Origin of the sequence: Chelativorans sp. ZYF759 (assembly GCF_012911015.1) — a bacterium.
Taxonomy (GTDB): Bacteria; Pseudomonadota; Alphaproteobacteria; order Rhizobiales; family Rhizobiaceae; genus ZYF759.
The window spans coordinates 444181-467293 of sequence record NZ_WVVV01000001.1 but is presented as its reverse complement, the minus strand read 5'-3'; the positions used below and the strand labels follow the sequence as shown (position 1 = coordinate 467293).

Annotated in this window: 18 protein-coding genes; 13 read left to right on the top strand and 5 right to left on the bottom strand. The window is 64.6% G+C overall.

Features of this window, described 5'->3' with window-relative positions:
- The first annotated feature begins 230 nt into the window (after positions 1 to 230).
- The 7 genes from mdh (at position 231) to lpdA (ending at position 9757) form a co-directional block, all read left to right on the top strand.
- Positions 231 to 1196, top strand: a complete 966-nt coding sequence (gene mdh, locus GRZ55_RS01975) for a malate dehydrogenase (RefSeq protein WP_169285196.1) — start codon at positions 231 to 233, stop codon at positions 1194 to 1196.
- A 13-nt stretch (positions 1197 to 1209) separates the two neighbouring features.
- On the top strand, positions 1210 to 2403 hold the full coding sequence (sucC, locus tag GRZ55_RS01970) for an ADP-forming succinate--CoA ligase subunit beta (RefSeq protein ID WP_169285195.1): 1194 nt from the start codon (positions 1210 to 1212) through the stop codon (positions 2401 to 2403).
- A gap of 23 nt (positions 2404 to 2426) precedes the next feature.
- Positions 2427 to 3329 (top strand): succinate--CoA ligase subunit alpha, encoded by a 903-nt coding sequence (gene sucD, locus GRZ55_RS01965; protein ID WP_169285194.1) that lies wholly within the window; start codon positions 2427 to 2429, stop codon positions 3327 to 3329.
- 157 nt (positions 3330 to 3486) lie between these two features.
- Entirely contained in the window at positions 3487 to 6477 is a 2991-nt protein-coding gene (locus GRZ55_RS01960) for a 2-oxoglutarate dehydrogenase E1 component (RefSeq protein ID WP_169285193.1), read from the top strand.
- A gap of 37 nt (positions 6478 to 6514) precedes the next feature.
- Positions 6515 to 7735 carry a 2-oxoglutarate dehydrogenase complex dihydrolipoyllysine-residue succinyltransferase gene (gene odhB, locus GRZ55_RS01955; RefSeq protein ID WP_169285192.1) on the top strand — a complete coding sequence of 407 codons (1221 nt, stop codon included), beginning with the start codon at positions 6515 to 6517 and terminating at the stop codon, positions 7733 to 7735.
- A gap of 39 nt (positions 7736 to 7774) precedes the next feature.
- Complete coding sequence (locus GRZ55_RS01950; RefSeq protein ID WP_169285191.1) at positions 7775 to 8323, top strand: hypothetical protein; 549 nt, start codon at positions 7775 to 7777, stop codon at positions 8321 to 8323.
- Positions 8324 to 8350: 27 nt separating this feature from the next.
- The gene (lpdA, locus tag GRZ55_RS01945; protein ID WP_169285190.1) at positions 8351 to 9757 is read left to right on the top strand and encodes a dihydrolipoyl dehydrogenase; all 1407 of its coding nucleotides are present in this window, start codon (positions 8351 to 8353) and stop codon (positions 9755 to 9757) included.
- Between the two features lie 18 nt (positions 9758 to 9775).
- On the opposite strand, the gene GRZ55_RS01940 is transcribed toward lpdA, so the two are convergent.
- A complete protein-coding gene (locus GRZ55_RS01940) occupies positions 9776 to 11830 on the bottom strand; it encodes a M3 family metallopeptidase (RefSeq protein ID WP_169285189.1) in 2055 nt (684 codons plus the stop codon).
- Positions 11831 to 11971: 141 nt separating this feature from the next.
- Between GRZ55_RS01940 and GRZ55_RS01935 the strand changes: the two genes are divergently transcribed.
- Together GRZ55_RS01935 and GRZ55_RS01930 are read left to right on the top strand one after the other, a co-directional pair.
- A complete protein-coding gene (locus GRZ55_RS01935; protein WP_169285188.1) occupies positions 11972 to 12445 on the top strand; it encodes a MarR family winged helix-turn-helix transcriptional regulator in 474 nt (157 codons plus the stop codon).
- Complete coding sequence (locus tag GRZ55_RS01930) at positions 12442 to 13710, top strand: multidrug effflux MFS transporter (protein ID WP_169285187.1); 1269 nt, start codon at positions 12442 to 12444, stop codon at positions 13708 to 13710. Before GRZ55_RS01935 ends, GRZ55_RS01930 begins: the two co-directional genes overlap by 4 nt.
- Before the next feature lie 6 nt (positions 13711 to 13716).
- On the opposite strand, the gene purH is transcribed toward GRZ55_RS01930, so the two are convergent.
- From purH to htpX, 4 genes are all read right to left on the bottom strand, one after another.
- On the bottom strand, positions 13717 to 15333 hold the full coding sequence (gene purH / locus GRZ55_RS01925) for a bifunctional phosphoribosylaminoimidazolecarboxamide formyltransferase/IMP cyclohydrolase (protein ID WP_169285186.1): 1617 nt from the start codon (positions 15331 to 15333) through the stop codon (positions 13717 to 13719).
- 104 nt (positions 15334 to 15437) lie between these two features.
- Complete coding sequence (locus GRZ55_RS01920; RefSeq protein WP_169285559.1) at positions 15438 to 17075, bottom strand: heparinase II/III family protein; 1638 nt, start codon at positions 17073 to 17075, stop codon at positions 15438 to 15440.
- 158 nt (positions 17076 to 17233) lie between these two features.
- Positions 17234 to 18634 carry an RsmB/NOP family class I SAM-dependent RNA methyltransferase gene (locus GRZ55_RS01915; RefSeq protein ID WP_246734491.1) on the bottom strand — a complete coding sequence of 467 codons (1401 nt, stop codon included), beginning with the start codon at positions 18632 to 18634 and terminating at the stop codon, positions 17234 to 17236.
- Positions 18625 to 19533 carry a zinc metalloprotease HtpX gene (htpX, locus tag GRZ55_RS01910; RefSeq protein ID WP_169285185.1) on the bottom strand — a complete coding sequence of 303 codons (909 nt, stop codon included), beginning with the start codon at positions 19531 to 19533 and terminating at the stop codon, positions 18625 to 18627. The genes GRZ55_RS01915 and htpX overlap by 10 nt, the downstream gene beginning before the upstream one ends.
- Before the next feature lie 125 nt (positions 19534 to 19658).
- Here htpX and GRZ55_RS01905 point away from each other — a divergent pair, with 125 nt between their 5' ends.
- From GRZ55_RS01905 to GRZ55_RS01890, 4 genes are all read left to right on the top strand, one after another.
- On the top strand, positions 19659 to 19847 hold the full coding sequence (locus GRZ55_RS01905) for a DUF1674 domain-containing protein (RefSeq protein ID WP_169285184.1): 189 nt from the start codon (positions 19659 to 19661) through the stop codon (positions 19845 to 19847).
- Positions 19848 to 20041: 194 nt separating this feature from the next.
- On the top strand, positions 20042 to 20851 hold the full coding sequence (locus tag GRZ55_RS01900) for an outer membrane protein (protein WP_169285183.1): 810 nt from the start codon (positions 20042 to 20044) through the stop codon (positions 20849 to 20851).
- 178 nt (positions 20852 to 21029) lie between these two features.
- Positions 21030 to 21698 (top strand): outer membrane protein, encoded by a 669-nt coding sequence (locus tag GRZ55_RS01895; protein WP_169285182.1) that lies wholly within the window; start codon positions 21030 to 21032, stop codon positions 21696 to 21698.
- A gap of 171 nt (positions 21699 to 21869) precedes the next feature.
- Entirely contained in the window at positions 21870 to 23045 is a 1176-nt protein-coding gene (locus GRZ55_RS01890; RefSeq protein ID WP_169285181.1) for a phosphoserine transaminase, read from the top strand.
- Positions 23046 to 23113 lie beyond the last annotated feature (68 nt).

The following is a 23113-nucleotide window of genomic DNA, read 5'->3' as shown; positions in this document are numbered from 1 at the left end:
ACGAAATATCAACCAAACGAGCCGCAAATCGCCCAGAAACTCTTACGTTTACGTAAGTTAATTGTCATCTAAACGTTTGAATTTGCGGCACTCTCAAGAATCGGTTGAATTTTCGGCGGGGTGAGACTATGCGTGCCCCGACTTCCAAGGACCCGGCGCGCCCGGACCCAGCCGTTTTTTCGCATGGCCGTACCGGCCGTCGCGACCTAGAAAAGGGGACATCCACCGACATGGCTCGCAACAAGATTGCCCTCATTGGCTCCGGCATGATCGGAGGCACCCTTGCTCATCTCGCCGGTCTGAAGGAGCTGGGCGACGTCGTCATGTTCGACATCGCCGAAGGCATGCCGCAGGGCAAGGCGCTCGATATCGCCCAATCCTCCCCCGTCGAGGGTTTTGATGCCCGCATTGCAGGCACCAATGAATATTCGGCCATCGAGGGCGCCGATGTCTGCATCGTGACCGCCGGCGTGCCGCGCAAGCCCGGCATGAGCCGCGACGACCTCCTCGGCATCAATCTCAAGGTGATGGAGCAGGTCGGCGCCGGCATCCGCAAATACGCGCCGAATGCCTTCGTCATCTGCATCACCAACCCGCTCGACGCCATGGTGTGGGCGCTGCAGAAATTCTCGGGCCTGCCCAAGAACATGGTGGTCGGCATGGCCGGCGTGCTGGATTCGTCGCGCTTCCGCTACTTCCTGGCCGAGGAGTTCAAGGTTTCCGTCGAAGACGTGACGGCCTTCGTGCTGGGCGGCCACGGCGACACCATGGTGCCGCTGACGCGCTATTCCACCGTTGCCGGCATCCCTCTGCCCGATCTCATCAAGATGGGCTGGACCTCCAAGGAGAAGCTCGACCAGATCGTCCAGCGCACGCGTGACGGCGGTGCCGAGATCGTCGGGCTCCTGAAGACGGGATCGGCCTATTATGCGCCGGCAGCTTCCGCGATCGAGATGGCGGACGCCTATCTCAAGGACAAGAAGCGCGTGCTGCCCTGCGCGGCGCACCTGTCGGGCCAGTACGGGGTCAAGGACATGTATGTCGGCGTGCCGACAGTGATCGGCGCCGGCGGCGTCGAGCGCGTGATCGAGATCGACCTCAACCGGTCCGAGCAGAAGATGTTCGACAAGTCCGTTGATTCGGTGAAGGGCCTCTGCGAGGCGTGCATCGGCATCGCCCCCCAGCTCGACAAGTAGGATACGCCAACCGATGAATATTCACGAATATCAGGCCAAGCAGCTCCTCAAGGGTTTTGGCGCACCGGTCGCCGAGGGCGTCGCGATCATGAGCGTGGACGAGGCCGAAGGTGCGGCGAAGTCGCTTCCCGGCCCGCTCTATGTGGTCAAGAGCCAGATTCACGCCGGCGGGCGCGGCAAGGGCAAGTTCAAGGAACTCGGCCCCGATGCCAAGGGCGGCGTCAGGCTGGCCAAGTCCGTCGAGGAAGCGGTCGCCCATTCGCGCGACATGCTGGGCAACACGCTGGTCACCAAGCAGACCGGCGATGCCGGCAAGCAGGTCAACCGCCTCTATATCGAGGACGGCGCCGATATTGACCGCGAGCTCTATCTGTCGATCCTGGTCGACCGCACCGTGGGCCAGGTGGCCTTCGTGGTCTCCACCGAAGGCGGCATGGACATCGAGGCCGTGGCCGAGGAAACGCCCGAGAAGATCATCACCGTGGCGATCGACCCCGATGCGGGCGTGACGGCCGACGACGTGGCCAAGCTCAACGCCGCGCTGAAGCTCGACGGCGACGCGGCCGAGGACGGCAAGACGCTGTTCCCCGCGCTCTACAAGGCCTTTGTCGAGAAGGACATGAGCCTGCTGGAAGTGAACCCGCTGATCGTGATGGAAAACGGGCGCCTGCGCGTGCTCGACGCCAAGGTTTCCTTCGACGGCAATGCGCTGTTTCGCCATGACGACATCAAGGCCCTGCGCGACGAGACCGAGGAAGACGCCAAGGAGATCGAGGCCTCGAAGTGGGATCTCGCCTATGTGGCGCTCGACGGCAATATCGGCTGCATGGTGAACGGTGCCGGACTGGCGATGGCCACGATGGACATCATCAAGCTCTACGGCAAGGAGCCGGCCAATTTCTGCGACGTCGGCGGCGGCGCCTCCAAGGAGAAGGTCGCGGCGGCGTTCAAGATCATCACGGCCGACCCGCGTGTCGAAGGCATCCTGGTCAACATCTTCGGCGGCATCATGAAATGCGATGTCATTGCCGAAGGCGTCGTGGCGGCCGTCAAGGAAGTGGGCCTCAAGGTTCCGCTGGTCGTGCGTCTAGAAGGCACCAATGTCGAGCTCGGCAAGAAGATCCTCAACGAGTCCGGACTGGCGATCACCGCCGCCGACGATCTCGATGACGCGGCCAAGAAGATCGTCGCGGCGATCGAAGGCTAACGGAACCTGAAGGGTCAGAATTAATGTCCATCCTTATCGACAAGAACACCAAGGTTCTGGTTCAGGGCCTGACCGGCAAGACCGGCACCTTCCACACCGAACAGGCGCTCGCCTATCACGGCACCCAGATGGTCGGCGGAATCCACCCCAAGAAGGGCGGCGAGAACTGGTCCGGCGCCAAGGGTGAGACCCTGCCGATCTTCTCCTCCGTGGCCGAAGGCAGGGAGCGCACCGGTGCAACCGCTTCGGTGGTCTACGTGCCGCCGGCAGGGGCCGCCGACGCCATCATCGAGGCCATCGAGGCCGAGATGGAGCTGATCGTCTGCATCACCGAGGGCATCCCGGTCATGGACATGGTCAAGGTCAAGGCGAGGCTCGACAAGTCGAAGTCGCGCCTGATCGGGCCGAACTGCCCGGGCCTGGTCACGCCCGACGAATGCAAGATCGGCATCATGCCGGGCTCGATCTTCCGCAAGGGATCGGTCGGCGTTGTCTCGCGTTCGGGCACGTTGACCTACGAGGCGGTCTTCCAGACCTCCAACGAGGGTCTCGGCCAGACGACGGCCGTCGGCATCGGCGGCGACCCGGTCAAGGGCACCGAGTTCATCGACATCCTCGAGATGTTCCTGGCCGACGACGCGACCGAATCGATCATCATGATCGGCGAGATCGGCGGCTCGGCCGAGGAAGACGCCGCGCAGTTCATCAAGGACGAGGCCAAGAAGGGCCGTGCGAAGCCGATGGCCGGCTTCATCGCGGGCCGCACCGCACCGCCCGGACGCACGATGGGCCATGCGGGTGCCGTGATTTCCGGAGGCAAGGGCGGCGCCGAGGACAAGATCGCGGCCATGGAATCGGCCGGCATCAAGGTCTCGCCCTCGCCGGCACGGCTGGGAAAGACGCTGGTCGAAGCCATAAAGGGCTGACCACGGGCCGATTTCGCCGTCTCTGCCATTTGAGCGGCGCAATCGGTGGCAAAAAGGGGCGCCTTAAACGCCCCGCAAGGGGAACAAGGTGGCGGGAGGCCGATCGGGCCGTACCCGCCACATGCGCAGGAGACGGGGCGGAAGCTCCGACAAGGACATGGCACGACAAGACCAGGCCAACGATCAGTTTTCCCTGACCTCTTTCCTCTATGGCGGCAATGCCGACTATATCGAGGAACTCTATGCCCAGTGGCAGGAGCAGCCCGACAGCGTCGACGACGAGTGGCGAGGCTTCTTTTCCAGCCTGAAGGACGACGCTGCCGACGTCGCCCGCAATGCGCAGGGCGCGACCTGGCAGAAGCCAGGCTGGCCACCGGCAGCCAATGGCGAACTCGTCTCCGCGCTCGATGGCGACTGGAGCCAGGTCGAAAAGCACATCGCGACCAAGGTGAAGGAAAAGGCCGGCGCGAATGGTCTTGCCCTTTCCGGGGAAGATGTCCTGCGCGCCACGCGCGATTCGGTCCGTGCCATCATGATGATCCGCGCCTATCGCATGCGCGGCCATCTGCACGCCGATCTCGATCCGCTCGGCATGGCCGAGGAGAAGGAAGACTATGACGAGCTTTCGCCCGAGGCCTACGGCTTCACGGAAGCCGACTATGACCGCCCGATCTTCATCGACCACGTGCTGGGTCTGGAATTCGCCACCGTTCGCGAGATGCTCGACATCCTGCGCCGGACCTACTGCTCCACGCTCGGCGTCGAGTTCATGCACATCTCCAACCCGGACGAGAAGGGCTGGATTCAGGAGCGCATCGAGGGTCCGGACAAGGCCATCGAATTTTCGCCGCGCGGAAAGATCGCCATCCTCCAGAAGCTGATCGAGGCCGAGGGTTTCGAACAGTTCATCGACGTAAAGTACAAGGGCACCAAGCGCTTCGGTCTCGACGGCGGCGAAGCGCTGATCCCCGCGCTGGAACAGATCATCAAGCGCGGCGGCGCCATGGGGCTGAAGGAGATCGTGCTCGGCATGGCCCATCGCGGCCGCCTCAACGTTCTGTCCCAGGTCATGGCCAAGCCGCACCGTGCCATTTTCCACGAATTCAAGGGCGGCTCCTTCACGCCCGACGACGTGGAAGGCTCTGGCGACGTGAAGTACCATCTGGGCGCCTCCTCGGACCGCGAGTTCGACGGCAACAACGTCCATCTTTCGCTGACGGCCAACCCGTCGCATCTGGAGATCGTCAACCCGGTTGTGATGGGCAAGGCCCGCGCCAAGCAGGACCAGATCTTCGGCCGCAAGCGCGAGGAGGTCGTGCCGATCGAGGAGCGTGCCAAGGTTCTGCCGCTGCTGCTGCACGGCGATGCGGCTTTCGCCGGCCAGGGTGTCGTGGCGGAGTGCTTCGGCCTCTCCGGGCTGCGCGGCCACCGCGTGGCGGGTTCCGTGCACTTCATCATCAACAACCAGATCGGCTTCACCACCAATCCGCGCTTTTCGCGCTCCTCACCCTATCCGTCCGACGTGGCGAAGATGATCGAGGCACCGATCTTCCACGTCAATGGCGACGATCCGGAAGCCGTGGTCTACGCCGCGAAGGTGGCGATCGAGTTCCGGATGAAGTTCCAGAAGCCGGTCGTCATCGACATGTTCTGCTACCGGCGCTTCGGCCACAACGAGGGCGACGAGCCTGCGTTCACCCAGCCGGTCATGTACCGCAACATCCGTTCTCATCAGACGACGGTGCAGATCTACTCCAGGAAGCTGATCGAGGAGGGTCTGCTGACCGAGGACGAAGTCGACCAGATGAAGGCCGATTGGCGTGCTCATCTGGAAGGCGAGTTCGAGGCGGGCCAGAACTACCGTCCCAACAAGGCCGACTGGCTGGATGGCGCCTGGACGGGACTGCGCACGGCCGACAATCAGGACGAACAGCGCCGCGGCAAGACCGCCGTTCCGGTGAAGTCGCTCAAGGAGCTCGGCAAGAAGCTGACCGACGTGCCGGAGGATTTCGAAGTCCACCGGACGATCCAACGCTTTCTCGACAACCGCAAGAAGGCGATCGAGACCGGAGAAGGTATCGACTGGGCGACCGGCGAGGCACTGGCATTCGCCTCGATCCTCATGGACGGCAACCCGATCCGTCTGTCGGGCCAGGATTCCGAGCGCGGCACCTTTTCCCAGCGCCACTCGGTCCTCTACGACCAGCGTGACGAGAGCCGTTTCATCTCGCTCAACAATCTAGGACCTCAGCAGGGCCACTACGAAGTCATCAACTCGATGCTCTCGGAAGAGGCGGTGCTGGGCTTCGAATACGGGTTCAGCCTCGCCGAACCCCGCGCACTGACCCTCTGGGAAGCGCAGTTCGGCGACTTCGCCAATGGCGCCCAGGTGCTGTTCGACCAGTTCATCTCGTCGGGCGAGCGCAAGTGGCTGCGCATGTCGGGTCTCGTGTGCCTTCTGCCGCATGGCTATGAGGGGCAGGGTCCGGAGCATTCCTCTGCCCGTCTCGAGCGTTTCTTGCAGATGTGCGCGGAAGACAACATGCAGGTTGCCAACGTTTCGACGCCGGCCAACTACTTCCACATCCTGCGCCGGCAGTTGAAGCGCGATTTCCGCAAGCCGCTCATCCTGATGACGCCGAAGTCGCTGCTGCGCCACAAGCGCGCGGTCTCGACCCTGGCCGAGATGTCGGGCGAGAGCTCTTTCCACCGCCTGCTCTGGGACGACGCCGAATACCTGAAGGACCAGCCCATCAAGCTGGTGAAGGATTCCAAGATCCGTCGCGTCGTCTTGTGTTCGGGCAAGGTCTACTACGACCTCTACGAGGAGCGCGAGAAGCGGGGCGTCAACGACGTCTACCTGCTGCGCGTCGAGCAGCTCTATCCCTTCCCGGCCAAGGCGCTGATCAACGAGCTTTCGCGCTTCCGCAACGCCGAGATGGTGTGGTGCCAGGAAGAGCCCAAGAACATGGGTTCCTGGAGCTTCATCGAGCCCTATCTTGAATGGGTGCTGGCGCATATCGAGGCCAAGCACAAGCGCGCCCGCTATGCCGGGCGCCCGGCCGCGGCATCGCCCGCGACGGGCCTCATGTCCAAGCACCTGGTGCAGCTCGAGGCCTTCCTCGAGGACGCGCTGGGCGAGAACTGATCAACCGACGGCGAATTCAGGCAACGGAACAAATCACATGGCTACCGAAATCCGCGTCCCCACCCTTGGCGAATCCGTCTCCGAGGCGACTGTCGGCAAATGGTTCAAGAAGGCGGGCGAGGCCATCAAGGCCGACGAACCGATCGTCGAACTCGAGACCGACAAGGTGACCGTCGAGGTTCCCGCGCCTGCAGCCGGCACGCTGGCCGAGATCACGGTGCAGGAAGGCGAAACCGTCGAGGTCGGCGCGCTTCTCGGATCGATCTCCGCGGGCGATGCGCCCGCCAAGAAGGAAGACAAGCCCGCCAAGGAAGAGAAGAAGGCCGAGGCCGCCCCGGCCAAATCCGATGGCGCATCGAAGTCGGGCGACATGCCGCCCGCGCCTTCTGCCGCCAAGATGATGGCCGAGAAGGACGTGTCGGCCGATCAGGTCGAGGGCTCCGGCAAGCGCGGCCAGATCCTCAAGGAAGACGTGATGGGTGCCATCGCCAAGGGCACCTCCGCGCCCGCTGCCGAGGCGCCCAAGGCTGCGCGCGCACCCTCGCCCGCCGAAGACGGCGAGCGCGAGGAGAGGGTCAAGATGACCCGCCTGCGCCAGACGATCGCGCGGCGCCTGAAGGACGCGCAGGCGACCGCCGCCATGCTGACCACCTTCAACGAGGTGGACATGCAGCCGGTCATGGAAATGCGCAAGAAGTACAAGGATCTCTTCGAGAAGAAGCACGGCGTGAAGCTCGGCTTCATGGGCTTCTTCACCAAGGCCGTCTGCCAGGCGCTGAAGGAAATCCCGGCCGTCAACGCTGAGATCGACGGCACCGACATCATCTACAAGAACTACGCCCATATCGGCGTCGCCGTCGGCACCGACAAGGGCCTCGTCGTGCCGGTGGTGCGCGATGCCGACCAGATGACCATCGCCGAAATCGAGGCGGAGATCGGCCGGCTCGGTCTGGCCGCACGCGACGGCAAGCTGTCGATGGCCGACATGCAGGGCGGCACCTTCACCATCTCGAATGGCGGCGTCTACGGTTCGCTGATGTCGACACCGATCCTGAACGCCCCGCAGTCCGGCATTCTGGGCATGCACAAGATCCAGGAGCGGCCTGTCGTGGTCGGCGGTCAGATCGTCATCCGTCCGATGATGTATCTGGCGCTTTCCTACGACCACCGCATCGTCGACGGCAAGGAAGCCGTCACCTTCCTGGTGCGCGTCAAGGAAGTGCTGGAAGATCCCGAGCGGCTGGTTCTCGATCTTTGATCGAGAGGGCCGGTCGCATCGTCGAGCCGAGAGGATAGCGTGTCCCGTCCGACCGATGCCCGCAAACGGCAGGCCACACCCACGCGGCGGCGCCTCGCCCGGGGCCTTGTCATGACGGCCTGCGCGCTGATGCCGCTGGCCGCCGTGGCGCAGGACGCCGAATGCCTGCAGTCGGATGCACTTTATGCCGATCTCGACCGAACCGCCGTCATCTCCTTCGACGCCGGCTATGCGGCTTCGCCCGGTGTCAGCAACCGGTTCGACATGCTGATCGGCGATATCGCGCTGGAGGGCATCGTGATCTGGAGCACAGGCGTGGAACGGCCCCAGGCGATCCTGCTGCACGACTGTCCGCAGGGCGACGCCACCGCCACCGAACTCGACGCCTGCACACTGTGGCAGGGAATCGTCTATGCCGTCGATGCCGAAGGCGAGATCGGATTCCTCCCTGGCGCCAGCGAGCTGGCAGCGGAGCGGCTGCTCTTTCCCGGGCTGCCCTGGCAATTGTCATTCACCGAAGCCTTCGAAGCCGGCGAGATCGCCGATCTGCCCTTCGAGGTGTTCGAACGGACGGGCTGCGCCAGCTGACCCGCCATCATCGAAAGGAACTCGAACATGAGCTATGATGTCGTCGTGATCGGTGCGGGGCCGGGCGGATATGTCTGCGCCATCAAGGCCGCGCAGCTCGGCCTGAAGACCGCCCTGGTGGAGAAGCGGGCAACGCCCGGCGGCACCTGCATCAATATCGGCTGCATTCCCTCCAAGGCACTGCTGTACGCCTCCGAGATGTTCATGGAGGCGGGTCATAATTTCGCGGCTCTGGGCATCGAGGTCGGCGCGCCCAAGCTCGACCTCAAGGCGATGCTCGCCCATAAGGACACGACCGTCGACGCCAACGTGAAGGGGCTGCAGTTCCTCATCAAGAAGAACAAGATCGACTGGATCGAAGGCACCGGCACGGTGCACGGCGCCGGCAAGCTGTCGGTCAAGGACAAGGACGGCGAGAGCCGCGACATCGAGGCGAAGAACATAGTCATCGCCACCGGCTCGGATGTCGCGGGCATACCCGGCGTCGACGTCAAGTTCGACGAGAAGGTGATCGTGACCTCGACCGGCGCGCTCGACCTCGACAAGGTCCCCGGTCATCTGGTGGTCGTCGGTGGCGGCGTGATCGGCCTCGAGCTCGGCTCGGTCTGGGCCCGCCTCGGCGCCAAGGTGACCGTGGTCGAATATCTGGACACGATCCTGGGCGGCATGGATGGCGATGTCGCCAAGCAGTTCCAGCGCATTCTCGGCAAGCAGGGCCTGGAGTTCAAGCTGGGCGCCAAGGTGACGGGCGTCGAAAAGGCGAAGTCCGGCGCCAAGGTGACCTTCGAACCCGTCAAGGGCGGCGAGGCGGAGACGATCGACGCCGACGTCGTGCTTGTTGCCACCGGGCGCAAGCCGTTCATCGAGAGCCTCGGCCTCGACAAGGCGGGCGTGGTGCTCGACGAGCGCGGCCGCGTGCGCACCGACAACCACTACCGCACCTCGATCCCCGGCATCTATGCGATCGGCGACGTGATCGCCGGTCCCATGCTGGCGCACAAGGCCGAGGACGAGGGCGTCGCGGTGGCCGAGATCATCGCCGGCCAGCAGGGCCACGTGAATTACGGCGTCATTCCCAGCGTCGTCTACACGAGCCCGGAAGTGGCCTCGGTCGGCAAGACCGAAGAAGAGCTCAAGGCCGAAGGCATCGAATACGCGGCCGGCAAGTTTCCCTTCTCGGCCAATGGCCGCGCCCGCGCGATGCTTCAGACCGATGGTTTCGTGAAGGTGCTCGCCGACAAGAAGACCGACCGGGTGCTGGGCGTCCACATCGTCGGCTTCGGCGCCGGCGAAATGATTCACGAGGCGGCCGTTCTGATGGAGTTCGGCGGTTCGTCCGAGGATCTGGCGCGGACCTGCCACGCGCATCCGACACTGTCGGAAACGGTCAAGGAAGCCGCGCTGGCGACCTTCTTCAAGCCGCTGCACATGTAGGAATCGAAAGGCGCGGGCTCAGGCGAGCCCGCGCTTTTCCATCATCGCCTCGGGGCTCGGCAAGCGCCCGCGAAAGGCGATGTAAAGCTCTTCGGGATCCCGCGATCCCCCGGCCGAATAGATGTGGCGGCGCAGCTTCTCCGCCAGTTGCGCATCGAAATGATCGCCGGTCTCCTCGAAGGCCGCAAAAGCATCGGCATCCAGCACTTCCGACCACATGTAGGAATAGTAGCCGGCTGAATATCCCTCGCCGGAAAAGACGTGCAGGAAGTGCGGCGTGGCGTGGCGCATGGCGATCGCTGCCGGCATGCCCAGCCTTTCCAGCGTCTCCGCTTCGAAGGCCAGCGGATCGGCGGGCGGCTCGGCGGCCGCGTGATAGGCCATGTCCACCAGCGCCGACGCGGCAAATTCCACCGTGGCGAAGCCGGCATCCGAATTGCGCGCGGCCAGCATCTTGTCGAGCAGAGCCTGCGGCATCGGCTCGCCGGTGCGATGATGAACCGCATGCGTGCGGATGATGTCGGGCACGGTCAGCCAGTGCTCGTAGAGCTGCGAGGGGAGTTCAACGAAGTCCCGCGCGACGGACGTGCCCGAGATCGACGGCCAGGTGACGTCCGACAGCATGCCGTGCAGCGCATGGCCGAATTCGTGGAACAGGGTACGTGCCTCGTCCATGGAGAGTAGGGCGGCTTGCCCTTTGGCGGGCTTGGCGAAGTTCATGACGTTGACGATGATCGGGGACTGCCCGTCGCCCAGACGGTGGCCCGACTGCAGTCCGGTCATCCAGGCGCCGGAGCGCTTGGTCGGCCGGTTGAAATAGTCGGCCAGGAACATGGCGCGGTGACTGCCATCGGCGTTGCGCACTTCGAAGACGCGGACGTCCTCATGCCAGGCCGGAATTCCACTCTTCTCTTCGAAGCTCAATCCGAAGAGACGGCCTGCCACATCGAAGCTGGCCGCGATGACGTTGTCGAGCTTCAGATATGGCTTCAGCTGGCCTTCGTCGAAATCATGCTTCCGGAGCCGGAGCTTTTCGGCGAAATGGCGCCAGTCCCAGGCTTCGATCTGGCGGTTGTGGCCGTCTCCGGCGGCGATGGAACGCATTTCGGCAGCGTCGGCTTCGGCCCGGGCAACGGCTTTCTCCCAAACCGGCTCGAGCAGGCCCATCACGGCATCGGGGGTCTTGGCCATCGTGTCTTCGAGCTTGAGATCCGCATAGGTGTCGTAGCCCAGCAGCCGCGCCTTCTCGGCGCGGAGCTTCAGCGTTCTCGCCACGATCTCGGCATTGTCGCTTTCTCCCCCCATGCGGCCGCGGCCGGTGAAGCCCCGAAAAGCCTGCTCGCGCAGGTCCGACCGGGTCGAGAACGCCATGAAAGGCTCATAGATCGAGCGTGACAGCGTGATCGCGAAACGCCCCTCCTGACCGCGCGAGGCAGCTGCCTCGGCCATCGAATCGCGCACGAATTCCGGCAGACCATCAAGATCGGCTTCGTCGATGAAGACGGCCCAGTTCTTTTCATCGGCAAGCACGTTCTGGCCAAACTGCGTGCCCAGCCCCGCCAGTTCCTCGTTGATCGCGGCCAGCCGATTCTTGGCCTCCGCACCGAGCCTTGCGCCGGCCTTCACGAAGCGCTTCCAGGTCTTCTCCAGCACGCGGTCGGTCTCGGCATCGAGGCCGAGGGCCTCGCGATTGTCGTAGAGCGCATCGATGCGCGCAAACAGCGCCTCGTTCATGTGGATGGCGGAGAAGTGACGGGCCATCAGCGGCGAGAGCTTGCGCTCGAGCGCCTGGATCGTGTCGCTCGTATGCGCGCCTGCCCGAACCCAGAAGATGGCGGAGGCGCGGCCCAGCGGCTTGCCCGCCAGTTCGAGTGCGGCCAGCGTGTTGTCGATGTCCGGGGCCGCGGGATTTTGCGCGATCCGATCGATCTCTTCTGCGTGAGCCTCCAGCGCGGCCTCGATGGTCGCGGCGAAATCATCTTCCGAAAGCTGCTCGAAGGCCGGCAAGCCATGCGGTCCGCCCCAGCTCGTCAACGGGTTCGCGTCAAAATCGACTTCGGAATGGTTGGTCATGTGGGTTCTTTCGCTCAAGGGAGGAGGCGGACTACCGGCCTCAGTTAGGCAAGAGGGGCGGCGGGATCAACGGGACGAGGGCAGCATTGACATCCGTCGCGCATAAGCTAAGTAGAGCTTATATTAAGTGGTCCTTATCAAATGGCTTACCGCCCCGACGACGAAGCCCTCGGCTTTCTGATCACCGACGCCGCGCGTCTGTTGCGTGCTGAGTTCGATCGCGTCATCGCGGCCGAGAGTCTCGGCATCACGCCGGGCGAAGCGCGTGCACTCTCCCACGTGGCACGCGCGTGGCCGGTGCGCCAGGCGGTCCTTGCCGAGCGCATGGGAGTCGAGGCGATGACGCTGTCCTCCTATCTCGATCGCCTCGAGGAGCAAGGCCTGGTCGTGCGCGAGCCGGACCCGACAGATCGCCGGGCCAAGCTCGTGACCATGACGGAGGCAGCCGACGAGGTGCTTCTGCGCATCAGGTCTGTCGGCGAGGCCGTGCGCAAGGAGGTCGAAGCCGACATTCCGCCAGCTGACTGGGCCAATTTCCTGACCACGCTCAAACGATTGAGAGCCAATCTCTGGGAGAAGCGCCAGGAGACGACGCGCGCGAGGTCGGCAGCATGAACCTGCGCCAATCCGCGCCGCGCCTGGCCTCCCCCGTCATGAGCGAGCGTCGCGTCGCCGCCGTGGGCGCCATTCTGACCATGGTCGGCCCCGTGTCGATGATGCTCTTCACCCCGGCCATGCCCGAAATGGTGCGCGCCTTCGCCACGACCGAAGCGATGGTCAAGCTGACCCTGTCCTTCTACTTCGCGGGTTTTGCCATCTCGCAGCTGGTCTGCGGACCCCTTTCCGACGGGTTCGGGCGCAAGCCGGCCGTCTACGGCTTCATGGGCATCTACCTGGTGGCTACGCTGCTCGGTCTGTTCGCGCCGACCATCGAGGGCGTGATCGCGGCACGCTTCCTGCAGGGCGTGGGCGCGGGTGTCGGCCTGGCCATGGCGCGGGCCATCGTGCGCGATCTCTACACGACCGAAAAGGCCGTCCGCATCATGAACCTCATCATCATGATGCTGAGCCTGGGTCCCTCGCTCTCGCCCGTGCTGGGCGGTGTGGTGATGGAACTGGCGGGTTGGCAGGCCATCTTCCTGCTGATGCTGGCCATGGCCGTCATCATCCTGCTGGTGACACGTTTCGCGATGGTGGAGACCGTCGGGCGCGATCTGTCGCGGATCCGGCCGAAGGCGCTGATCTCTTCGTACCGGATGCTGTTGGGCGATCTCTACTTCATGTCCGCCAGCATGATTCCGGCCTTCTCCATCGGCGCTATCTACGCGCTGGCCACGATCCTGCCCTTCATCCTGATGAACCGGCTCGGCCTGTCTCCGGTCACCTTCGGCTTCACCATGCTGTTCCAGTCGATGTCGTTCCTAGCCGGCAATCTGATGATGCGCTTTGCCATGTCGCGTTTTCATTCGCACCGGCTGATCCCGGTCGGCCTGGCTGTCGTGCTGGCGTCGCTCTTCCTGATGCCGCTGCCCTTCTTCCTTCAGGAAGAGCCGAGCGTTCTGTCGATCATGGGCCCCGTGGCGATCTATTGCGTCGGCGTGGCGTTCTTCCTGCCCACGCTTTCGACGGCCGCGCTCGGGCCGTTCCCGACCATGGCCGGGGCTGCGGCCTCGCTCGGCGGCTTCCTGCAAATGGTCACCGGTCTCCTGGGCGGGCTGATCGCCGGGCTGATGGGCGATCCTCTGCTGGCATATGCCACCATCATCCCGCTGATGGGGCTGGCGACGATAGCGTCATGGGTGATCTGGCGACGCCTGCCCGAACCGGCAGCCGTCCGCCTCACGGCCCGCCAGGCCGATGATCTGCCGCCGGTGCCCTGACCGCCGCTAGTGCCGGAAATGGCGCGTCCCGGTGAAGACCATGGCGATGCCATGTTCGTCGGCAGCCGCGATCACCTCCTCGTCGCGCATCGAACCGCCAGGTTGGATCACAGCCGTCGCCCCGGCTTCGATCGCTGACAGCAGGCCATCGGCGAACGGAAAGAACGCATCGGACGCCACGACCGAGCCCCTGGTGAGCGGTTCGCGCGTCGCGCTGGCGAGCGCGGCATCCTCGGCCTTGCGTGCCGCGATGCGCGCGGAATCCACGCGGCTCATCTGCCCGGCGCCGACACCGACCGTAGCGCCTTCGCGCGCATAGACGATGGCGTTGGACTTGACGTGCTTGGCCACGCGGAACGCAAAGGTGAGATCCGCCATCTCCGCCTCGCTCGGCGCACGCCTGGTCACCACCTTGAGATCGAGATCCTCCACCACCGCGCAGTCGCGGTCCTGCACCAGCAATCCACCGGCGACCGACTTGACCAGCGCGCCGCCCGACCGGGGATCGGCAAGACCCTCGGTGACGAGCAGGCGGAGGTTCTTCTTGCCCGCGACGATCTCGACCGCTTCCCGCGTGGCCCCGGGCGCGATGATGATCTCCGTGAACAGTTCGACGATCTCGCGGGCCGCCTCGGCGTCGAGCGGCCGGTTGAGGGCGATGATGCCGCCAAAGGCCGACACCGGATCACAGGCGAGCGCCTTGCGATAGGCCTCGACGAGCGTGGAGGCTTCGGCCACGCCGCAAGGATTGGCGTGCTTGATGATCGCCACCGCAGCGGTGCGGGAAGGATCGAATTCCGAAACCAGCTCGAAGGCCGCATCCGTGTCATTGATGTTGTTATAGGAAAGTTGTTTGCCTTGAAGCTGCCTGGCCGTCGCGACACCCTCGCGCGCCTCGCCCGTGAGGTAGAAGCCCGCGCGCTGATGGGGGTTCTCGCCATAGCGCAGGCTCTCCCGCAATTCGCCGGCGAAGCTGCGCCACTGCGGGGACTCGATGCCGAGATGGCCGGCGAACCAGGCCGATATCGCGGCATCGTAAGCCGCCGTGCGGGCATAGGCCTTGGCGGCAAGCTGCTGGCGCATGGCATAAGGCAGGGCGCCCTGATGCGCCGCCAGCGCCTCGAGGATCGCACCGTAATCCGCCGGATCGACCACCACGCCGACATAGGCGTGGTTCTTCGCCGCCGCGCGGATCATGGCCGGGCCCCCGATGTCGATATTCTCGACGGTGGTCGCGTAATCGCGACCGGCGGCACGCACTTCCTCGAACGGATAGAGATTGATGACCGCGAGATCGATGGCCCCGATGCCATGTGCGGCCATCGCGTCCCGGTGTTCGGCATCCTCGCGGATGGCCAGCAGCCCGCCATGGACCGCCGGGTGCAGCGTCTTGACGCGCCCGTCCATGATCTCGGGAAAGCCGGTCAGGTCAGACACGTCGCGCACCTCAAGCCCGGCCTCCGCGATGGCGCGGGCCGTTCCCCCGGTCGAGACCAGCTCCACGCCAGCGCCGGCGAGGCCCTGCGCCAGCTCGATCAACCCCGATTTGTCCGAGACGGAAAGCAGCGCGCGGCGCACTTCCACACGATCTGGAACGGCATGGTTCTTGGAGGCGATGGCCATAGGGGTCTCCGGGAGATTTCCGCGCGCGGGGGATTGGGCCGCGCACTAGCACAGACGGTGGGGCTTGGGAACGCGGGATGACCCATGGGGATGTGGCGCGAAGGTCAGCGGCGGTCGCTGCTGCGCACGAGCCGCCATTCGACCTCCTGGAGCTCTACCGGATCGAAGCTCAGCACGATCTGGCAGGAACGCTTTGGCCCGCCCAGCCCGGCGAAAAAGATCGATTCCTCGACCTCCGCCGCCACATCCCGGCATTCGAAGGTCCAGGCCTCGCCGTCACGCGCGGCCATGACGAGCTTTTCTGCGCGGTCGCGGAAGATGCCGATATCGGGATGGATGTGGAACCTGAGATCCACCCGCAAGCCTGACCTGACCGGGCCGCCGCCCGGCCGCAGGAAACGGTCGGCGCCCTGCAGGACCGAACCGTCGCCGCCAAGCGATAATTCGCGTTCGTGGATCAACCCGAAACGGGAAACGTAGCCGTCATGGCTGGCCAAGAAACCCTGCGATTGTCGCGTGTCGGTACGTTCGCATTTCACCTGAGACGGTCCGGCCACGATCGGCGAGCCGATGATGCGCGACAATCGCGCCGAAACCTGGAATCGGGCCGAGGACGAATCGTTGATGGTCGCCGTCGAATGGCCGGCGGTGGCGCGTGCGAGCGGGCGGTAGTCGTCGGCCCCGCGCTTGTCGAGGCCGCAATTCACGATGAACTGATGGCGGCCGGAGGACATCTCGAAGGAGAGGCAGCCCGCCTGCGCGTCGTGCGAGACCTCGCGCGGCGGCGCGGTGCCGGTATCGGCCACGATGATGGTCTTGGCCATCGTCATGCGCTCGTAGCCGGAATAGGGCGCATGGAGCAGCGGTTCGCCGGCGGTGTCGTCGTGGTGGAGAATGGCCGCCACCCGGTCGTGGATGGTCGGGCCCATGCCGTTGAAACGGGCGAGCGTTCCCTCGCTGTGGCGAAAGAAACGAAGCGCGGGAAGCATGCGCTCCACCGCGCCGATGAGCGCCTCAGGCGGGTTCTCGGCCTGGTTCGAATAGGTGTAGCGCAACGGCACGAGATCGGCGAGCAGTTCCATCAGGGTGCCGGGATTGCGCGAGATATGGCCGCCATCGGGCAATATCTGGCGGTCGAGCTCGGCCGCCAGATTGCGCGTCGCCCCCTTGAGCGTGGTCTGGGCGACGGGCAGGGAGAGGGCTGCAAAGCATAGAGCTATCCTGGCCCTCAGCCGGGCCTCGCCATCCGGCATTTCCGGCGCCATGGTCCTCAGATAGCGGATCTGCAGCGCCAGCGACTTGAGAAAGGCGCGATAGAAGGAATAGTCGGCGCCCTGCAGAACGACGGCTGAATGTTGCAGCCAGGAGATGATGCGCCGCGCCGTGACATCCGGGTCCCAGGCGAGGCCCGAAATGCGCCGCCCGTTCACGTTCATCCAGTCGGCGACGAGGGCCCGCGCATTGGCCGCCGCGAGTTCGGTGCCGGAGGCCCGCATGTGACGCAGCCAGCGAAAGCCGTGCAGCGCTGCCTGCCACTTGACGTTAGGCGTCTCGAACAGGAAGGGCGAATGGCCGCCCGTGTCGACGACATGGCCCTCGAGCGGGTAGCGCGCGTGATAGATCTCGATGGCGATCTGCGCATCCGCAAGCCGCAGATCGGGCGGCGCGATCAGGACGCGGTCGGGCGTGCGTCCACTGAAGCGCCAGCGATAGATCGGGCCTGCGCGCAGGCGTCGACGCATCCGTCGCCACAGCTCGGTGGCGACCAATGCCGATTTATTGCCGATATCCGTCCCGATCAGCGCCAAGCCGACTTCCCTCCGCACCGTCCCGAGCGATGCCGTCCCTGTTCACAGAGTCTAGACGATTCAAGAGGTTGTGCGAAGGCGCAAACTGCGACTCATGCCCGGCGCCGGAAGCGGGCGGCAAAAAAACCATCCATGCCCGACAGGCGGGGATCGTCCAGCGCAAGCCCTGCGGGTGTGGTGCGCAGGTGGCCCTCCGGGCTTATGAAAGGCTCCAGCTCGGGCAGTTCACCGGCCGAAAGCGGCGCCGGCAAGCAGTCTTCGACCTCAGCGATCAACCGCCTTGCGACTGTCTCGCCCTCAAGAGGATCGAGCGAGCAGTTGGAGAAGACCATCAGGCCACCTGGCCGCACCAGGCGCATGGCGAAAACGGCCATCCGGTACTGCAGCTCGGCGAGCTTGACGATGTCTTCCGGCGTCTTGGTCCACGCCACGTCGGGATGGCGCCGGATCGTTCCGGTAGAGGAGCAGGGTGCATCGAGCAACACCGCGTCGAAGGCTTCGGCGGGATCCATGTCGAAAAGATCGGTGATCCTGATCTCGACATCCACGCCGATCCTCTGGAGATTGGTCTCGAGGCGGCGCGCGCGCGAGGCGGATTTCTCCACCGCAATGACCCTTGCACCCGCGACGGCGAGCTGCGCGGTCTTTCCCCCCGGCGCGGCACAGAGATCCGCGACGCGGAGCCCCGCGATATCGCCGAACAGTCGTGCCGGCAGGCTGGCGGCCACGTCCTGGACCCACCAGGCGCCTTCATCATAACCGGGAAGAGCTGGAACCGGCGCCGCCAGGCGCGCCACCCGTACGGACCCGGTCGGAAGTACTACCCCGCCAAGCTTTTCGGCCCAGCCGGCCGCGTCGGCGCGCACGGTGAAGTCGATCGCTGGCTCGTGGCGGTGCGCCGCCAGGATGGCTATGGTCTCGGCTTCGCCATAGGTCTCTTCCAGCCGCGCGATCAGCCAGTCGGGTGCGTCCCGGCTCGCCGCCAACGCCGCCGGCAGGGCGCGTTCCTTGCGCCGCACGATTTCACGCAGCACGCCATTCACGAGACCCGCGAAGCGCGCCGTGCGGGGATCCGCATGGGCGTGGCTCACGGCAAGATCCACCGCCGCGCTGTCGGGCACGTCGAGAAAGAGTATCTGCGCCGCCCCGACATGGAGGAGATGGCCGAGCGACTGCGCCCCGGCCGGCAGCGGCCGCTGGAGCCGGGCAGAGATCAGGGCCTCGATCGTGCGACGGTGACGCAGGGCGGAATTGAGGATCGCCCGCACCAGAAGCCGATCGCGATCATCGAGAGCGAGATAGCTGGGGTTGCCGCCCTGCGCGTCGGTCAGGCCATCGAGCGGCGCATGTTTGTCGACGACGGCGGCAAGAAGCTTCGCTGCCGCCATCCGGGCGGGAAGTCCAGCCTTCTCCTCGCCGAGGGCCGCCCCGTGGCGATCGGCAGGCGGACGCGATCGTGCGGGCTTGCCCTGGCGGGCGGGCCTCACGACCAGGGTCCCCTCGAGCTTGACGCGCTACCCCAGGGACCGGCGGAAGACCCGGCCCCGCGCGCGGTGGCACCCGCCATGCCCTCGAGCGCGGCGATCCGGTTCTCGGTGTTCGGGTGGGTCGAGAACAGACCGTCCATGCGCTCGCCCGACAGAGGGTTGATGATGAACATGTGCGCCGTGGCCGGGTTGTCCTCGGCACGGGCGTTGCGGATACGACCTGCGGAGCTGGCGATCTTGCGCAGGGCCGAAGCAAGCCACAGCGGATTGCCGCAGATCTCGGCGCCGCGCCGGTCGGCCGAATATTCGCGGGTGCGGCTGATTGCCATCTGCACGAGCATCGCGGCGAAGGGGGCGACAATCATCGCGACCAGCACGCCGATCATGCCCAGGGGATTGTTGTTGTTGCCGCCGCGGAAGAACAGCGCGAAATTGCCGAGCATGGCGATGGCGCCCGCGAGCGTCGCGGTAATGGTCATGATCAGCGTATCGCGGTTCTGCACATGGGCCAGTTCATGGGCCATGACGGCGGCGACTTCTTCCGGGGTCAGGCTGCGCAACAGGCCCGTGGTCGCCGCCACCGCGGCGTTCTGCGGGTTGCGCCCGGTCGCGAAGGCGTTGGGCTGCGCCTCTTCAATGATGTAGACCTTGGGCATGGGCAGTTGTGCGCGGGCCGCCAGATCGCGCACCATGCGGTAGAATTCGGGCGCGGAACGTTCATCGACTTCACGCGCGTTGTGCATGCGCAGCACCATCTTGTCGGAATTCCAATAGCTGAACAGGTTCATGCCGGCCGCGATCACCAGCGCGATAAGCATGCCGCTCTCGCCGCCGATGAGGTAGCCCACGCCCATGAAGAGCGCGGTCATGAAGGCAAGCAGCATTGCGGTGCGGACGAGGTTCATGGTGGTTCTTTCCGGTTCGGCTCAGGGGTTCGCACCCTGCTTGATCGTTCTATATGATGGGCACCAGCCCTTGCGGTTTCAATATCTCCAGGCGGCTCCCGGCGGCCATGGATAAGTGAGGAAAGATGAACGAACCCACAGCGAAGAAGGAACTTGCCCCCGCTGCCCGCAGAGCGCTTGCCGAAGCCGAGGCGCGACGCGCGCAAGCCGAAAGCACGGGGGAGCAGAAACCGCCGGAAATCGGGGGCAGGAACGGGCCCGATCCGGCGCGATTCGGGGATTGGGAAGTCAAAGGCATCGCGACCGACTTCTGAAGCTCGCCGTGACGCCGCCAAGGTGATCGCCCGCGCCCGGTACGGCGTGTGGTTACTTTGTCTTAAGCAAAGCGAAGTCGCCGTGGTTAAGATTCAAGGTTAAGCAGGACTTAACTTTTTTGATCCATTCTGCACGAGGGTTGTCCGGCGGTTCGGACATGAAAGGCCACACGCCTGTCTCGAAGGAATGGGTCATGCACAGCAATTTCATACCGGCACTTGCGGGTGCCGTACTTCTCTCGGTGGCCGCGATGCCGGCCAACGCGGCCGATATCATCTACGATCCGCCGGTCTACAAATACGAGCCCCCGGTACCGGTGCCGGTCAGCCATGGTGGTTGGTACCTGCGCGGCTATGTCGGACTGACGAACCAGCGCTATCGCGGGCTCGATTCGAACTCCATACAGGACGTCGTCAATTTTCCTGGCTCCGACTTCACCTGGGTCGATCGTGGCCGGTTCGGTTCTTCGGGTCTTATCGGCGGTGGTGTCGGTTACGAGATCAACCAGTGGTTGCGCGGCGACGTGACGGTCGAGTACCGGCACGATTCGCGCTTTTCGGCGCTCGACCGCTGGAACCGGGGTGGCGATCCGGCCGATCCGGTGACCAATCACTACACGGCCCGCAAGTCGGAGCTGCTGTTCCTGGCGAATGCCTATGCCGATCTCGGCACCTATTATGGCATGACGCCCTATGTCGGCGCCGGTATCGGTACCAGCCGCAACACGATCTCGGGCTTTCGCGACTATGCCCCGAACGACGACATCGTGAATACGGCGGCCAACCATTCTCAGTGGCAGCTCGCCTGGGCGTTGCATGCAGGCCTTGGCGTGGACCTGACCGACCAGGCCACGCTCGACATCGGCTACAGCTTCACCCATCTGGGCAATGGCAGAACCGGCGCGGTCACGCCGGCGGATCCGGACTTCCCGAACGATCCCTTCGTCTTCCGGAACCTCTACTCGCACGACATCAAGGTCGGCCTGCGCTACCGGTTCAACTGATCTTCTTTCGAGATTGACGCGCGAGCAGGAAGCCCGGCCCCAGGCCGGGCTTTTTTCTTGGCCCTCCAGACCTTGATGGGAGAGAAACCGTTAGGCTTAACGAGCACTTAACCACTATGGTTAACAATGGCTTCGAAAGGGCGGCGAGAGTGTCGTTGCCTGCTGCGGAGCTCGAAACATGAAATCCAACATCGCAATCGCGGCGACGGCCGCCTTTCTGGCCACGGCTTTCCCCGCCCTGTCGGCTGACTTCAACTACGATCCCCCCATCTTCGTGGAGAAGATGCCGGACTACGTTCCCGTCGAGGTCGGCACCGGCTGGTACCTGCGCGGCGACGTAACCTACAATCTGAGCCGCCCAACCTATCAGGTTGCTCCCGGAACGGGTCACAATCGTTTCGGCGGCGGTCTGGGCTTCGGTTATCAGTTCACCGACTTCCTGCGTCTCGATACCACCATCAATTATGCCGGATATGACCGCTACAGAAATGCCGGCCTCTCGGGCGATCACGCGCTATGGACCGGCATGGCAAATGCCTATGTCGATCTCGGCACCGTGGTGGGAATCACGCCCTATGTGGGTGCCGGCGTGGGCGTGGCGCACGCGCGCACCCGCTTTGACGCAGGCATCAACGGCGAGCCGGGCTTCGGCTACAACCAGACCGGTCTTGCCTACACGCTGAATGCCGGCGTCGCCTACCGCATGACGGATAACGCCTCGCTTGACCTTGGCTACCAATATCTGAGCGCGCCCAATCTGCGCCGCTTCGACTACGCGGCAGGCCAGGAACGCCGCGGTATCGCGCATCACCAGATCCGCGCGGGCCTGCGTTACGAACTCTGGTAGGCATCCCTTCGAGCATCGCTTTTAAGGGCGGGGCTTCGGCCTCGCCCTTTTTGTATCACCCCAGCTGCTCGCCCAACGTGCCCGCTTGCGCGCCGCGACAAGTTGGGATATCGCCGTCCGTGGGACACCCCTCCCCAACGAGGGGCTTACTATCTGGAAGGATAGACCACGATGACGACTCTCCCCATGCCGGCAATGCGCCCGGCCGATCCCCGCTTTTCATCTGGACCTTGCGTCAAGCGCCCCGGCTGGTCGCTCGAAGCGCTCGGCGATGCCTCTCTCGGTCGCTCGCACCGGGCCAAGCCCGGCAAGGCGAAACTTGCCGAGGCGATCGAGCTTACACGCAAGGTCCTCCAAGTACCCGACACCCACCGAATTGGTATCGTCCCGGCCTCCGACACCGGCGCGGTCGAAATGGCCATGTGGTCCATGCTTGGCGCGCGCGGCGTCGACATGCTGGCCTGGGAATCGTTCGGTGCCGGCTGGGTGACCGACGTTCTCAAGCAGCTGAAGCTGACCGACGTGCGGCGCATCGAGGCTGACTACGGCGAATTGCCGGATCTGGCCCAGGTCGACTGCGACCGCGACGTGGTGTTCACCTGGAATGGCACCACTTCGGGCGTGCGCGTGCCGAATGCCGATTTCATCGCCGCCGACCGGGCCGGCCTGACCATCTGCGACGCCACCTCGGCCGCCTTTGCCCAGCGTCTCGATTTCGACAAGCTGGATGTCGTGACCTTTTCCTGGCAGAAAGTGCTGGGTGGCGAGGCCGCACACGGCATGATCATCCTGTCGCCGCGCGCCGTGGAACGGCTCGAAAACCATGTGCCTGGTTGGCCCCTGCCGAAAATCTTTCGGATGACCAAGGGCGGCAAGCTGATCGAGGGCATCTTTTCCGGCGAAACGATCAACACGCCGTCCATGCTCGCGGTCGAGGACTATCTCGATGCGCTTCGCTGGGCCGACTCCATTGGCGGCCTGGACGCGTTGATCGCACGCGCGGACGCCAATTTCGCGGTGATTGACGAATTCGTCGCCAACAGCCCCTGGCTGGGGCATCTCGCCAGGGCGCCGGAGACCCGTTCGAACACGTCGGTGTGCCTTTCCTTCGTCGATCCGGATATTGCGGCTCTCGATGCCGAGGCCCAGGCCGCCTTTGCAAAGGGGCTGGTCTCGCTGCTCGACAAGGAGGGCGTCGCGCTCGACATCGGGGCCTATCGCGACGCGCCCCCCGGTCTTCGCATCTGGACAGGCGGGACGGTCGATACGTCCGATCTGGCAGCGCTGATGCCCTGGCTGGATTGGGCTTTCGCCACCCGTAAGGCGGCGCTGCAGCAAGCCGCCTGACGATTTCCGCGACCCCGGCCGGCCACTTCCGGTCGGGTTCGGTCCGGACCCGAATCGAACCATCCAAT

What these genes read in the sequence shown, in the direction of transcription:
- GRZ55_RS01900 (WP_169285183.1), top strand. Translation starts at nt 20,042, where the DNA reads ATGCACAGCAATTTCATACCGGCACTTGCGGGTGCCGTACTTCTCTCG.
- GRZ55_RS01935 (WP_169285188.1), top strand. Translation starts at nt 11,972, where the DNA reads ATGGCTTACCGCCCCGACGACGAAGCCCTCGGCTTTCTGATCACCGAC.
- GRZ55_RS01940 (WP_169285189.1), bottom strand. Translation starts at nt 11,830, where the DNA reads ATGACCAACCATTCCGAAGTCGATTTTGACGCGAACCCGTTGACGAGC.
- GRZ55_RS01930 (WP_169285187.1), top strand. Translation starts at nt 12,442, where the DNA reads ATGAACCTGCGCCAATCCGCGCCGCGCCTGGCCTCCCCCGTCATGAGC.
- GRZ55_RS01960 (WP_169285193.1), top strand. Translation starts at nt 3,487, where the DNA reads ATGGCACGACAAGACCAGGCCAACGATCAGTTTTCCCTGACCTCTTTC.
- sucD (WP_169285194.1), top strand. Translation starts at nt 2,427, where the DNA reads ATGTCCATCCTTATCGACAAGAACACCAAGGTTCTGGTTCAGGGCCTG.
- htpX (WP_169285185.1), bottom strand. Translation starts at nt 19,533, where the DNA reads ATGAACCTCGTCCGCACCGCAATGCTGCTTGCCTTCATGACCGCGCTC.
- GRZ55_RS01895 (WP_169285182.1), top strand. Translation starts at nt 21,030, where the DNA reads ATGAAATCCAACATCGCAATCGCGGCGACGGCCGCCTTTCTGGCCACG.
- sucC (WP_169285195.1), top strand. Translation starts at nt 1,210, where the DNA reads ATGAATATTCACGAATATCAGGCCAAGCAGCTCCTCAAGGGTTTTGGC.
- lpdA (WP_169285190.1), top strand. Translation starts at nt 8,351, where the DNA reads ATGAGCTATGATGTCGTCGTGATCGGTGCGGGGCCGGGCGGATATGTC.
- mdh (WP_169285196.1), top strand. Translation starts at nt 231, where the DNA reads ATGGCTCGCAACAAGATTGCCCTCATTGGCTCCGGCATGATCGGAGGC.
- GRZ55_RS01905 (WP_169285184.1), top strand. Translation starts at nt 19,659, where the DNA reads ATGAACGAACCCACAGCGAAGAAGGAACTTGCCCCCGCTGCCCGCAGA.
- GRZ55_RS01920 (WP_169285559.1), bottom strand. Translation starts at nt 17,075, where the DNA reads ATGCGTCGACGCCTGCGCGCAGGCCCGATCTATCGCTGGCGCTTCAGT.
- odhB (WP_169285192.1), top strand. Translation starts at nt 6,515, where the DNA reads ATGGCTACCGAAATCCGCGTCCCCACCCTTGGCGAATCCGTCTCCGAG.
- purH (WP_169285186.1), bottom strand. Translation starts at nt 15,333, where the DNA reads ATGGCCATCGCCTCCAAGAACCATGCCGTTCCAGATCGTGTGGAAGTG.
- GRZ55_RS01890 (WP_169285181.1), top strand. Translation starts at nt 21,870, where the DNA reads ATGACGACTCTCCCCATGCCGGCAATGCGCCCGGCCGATCCCCGCTTT.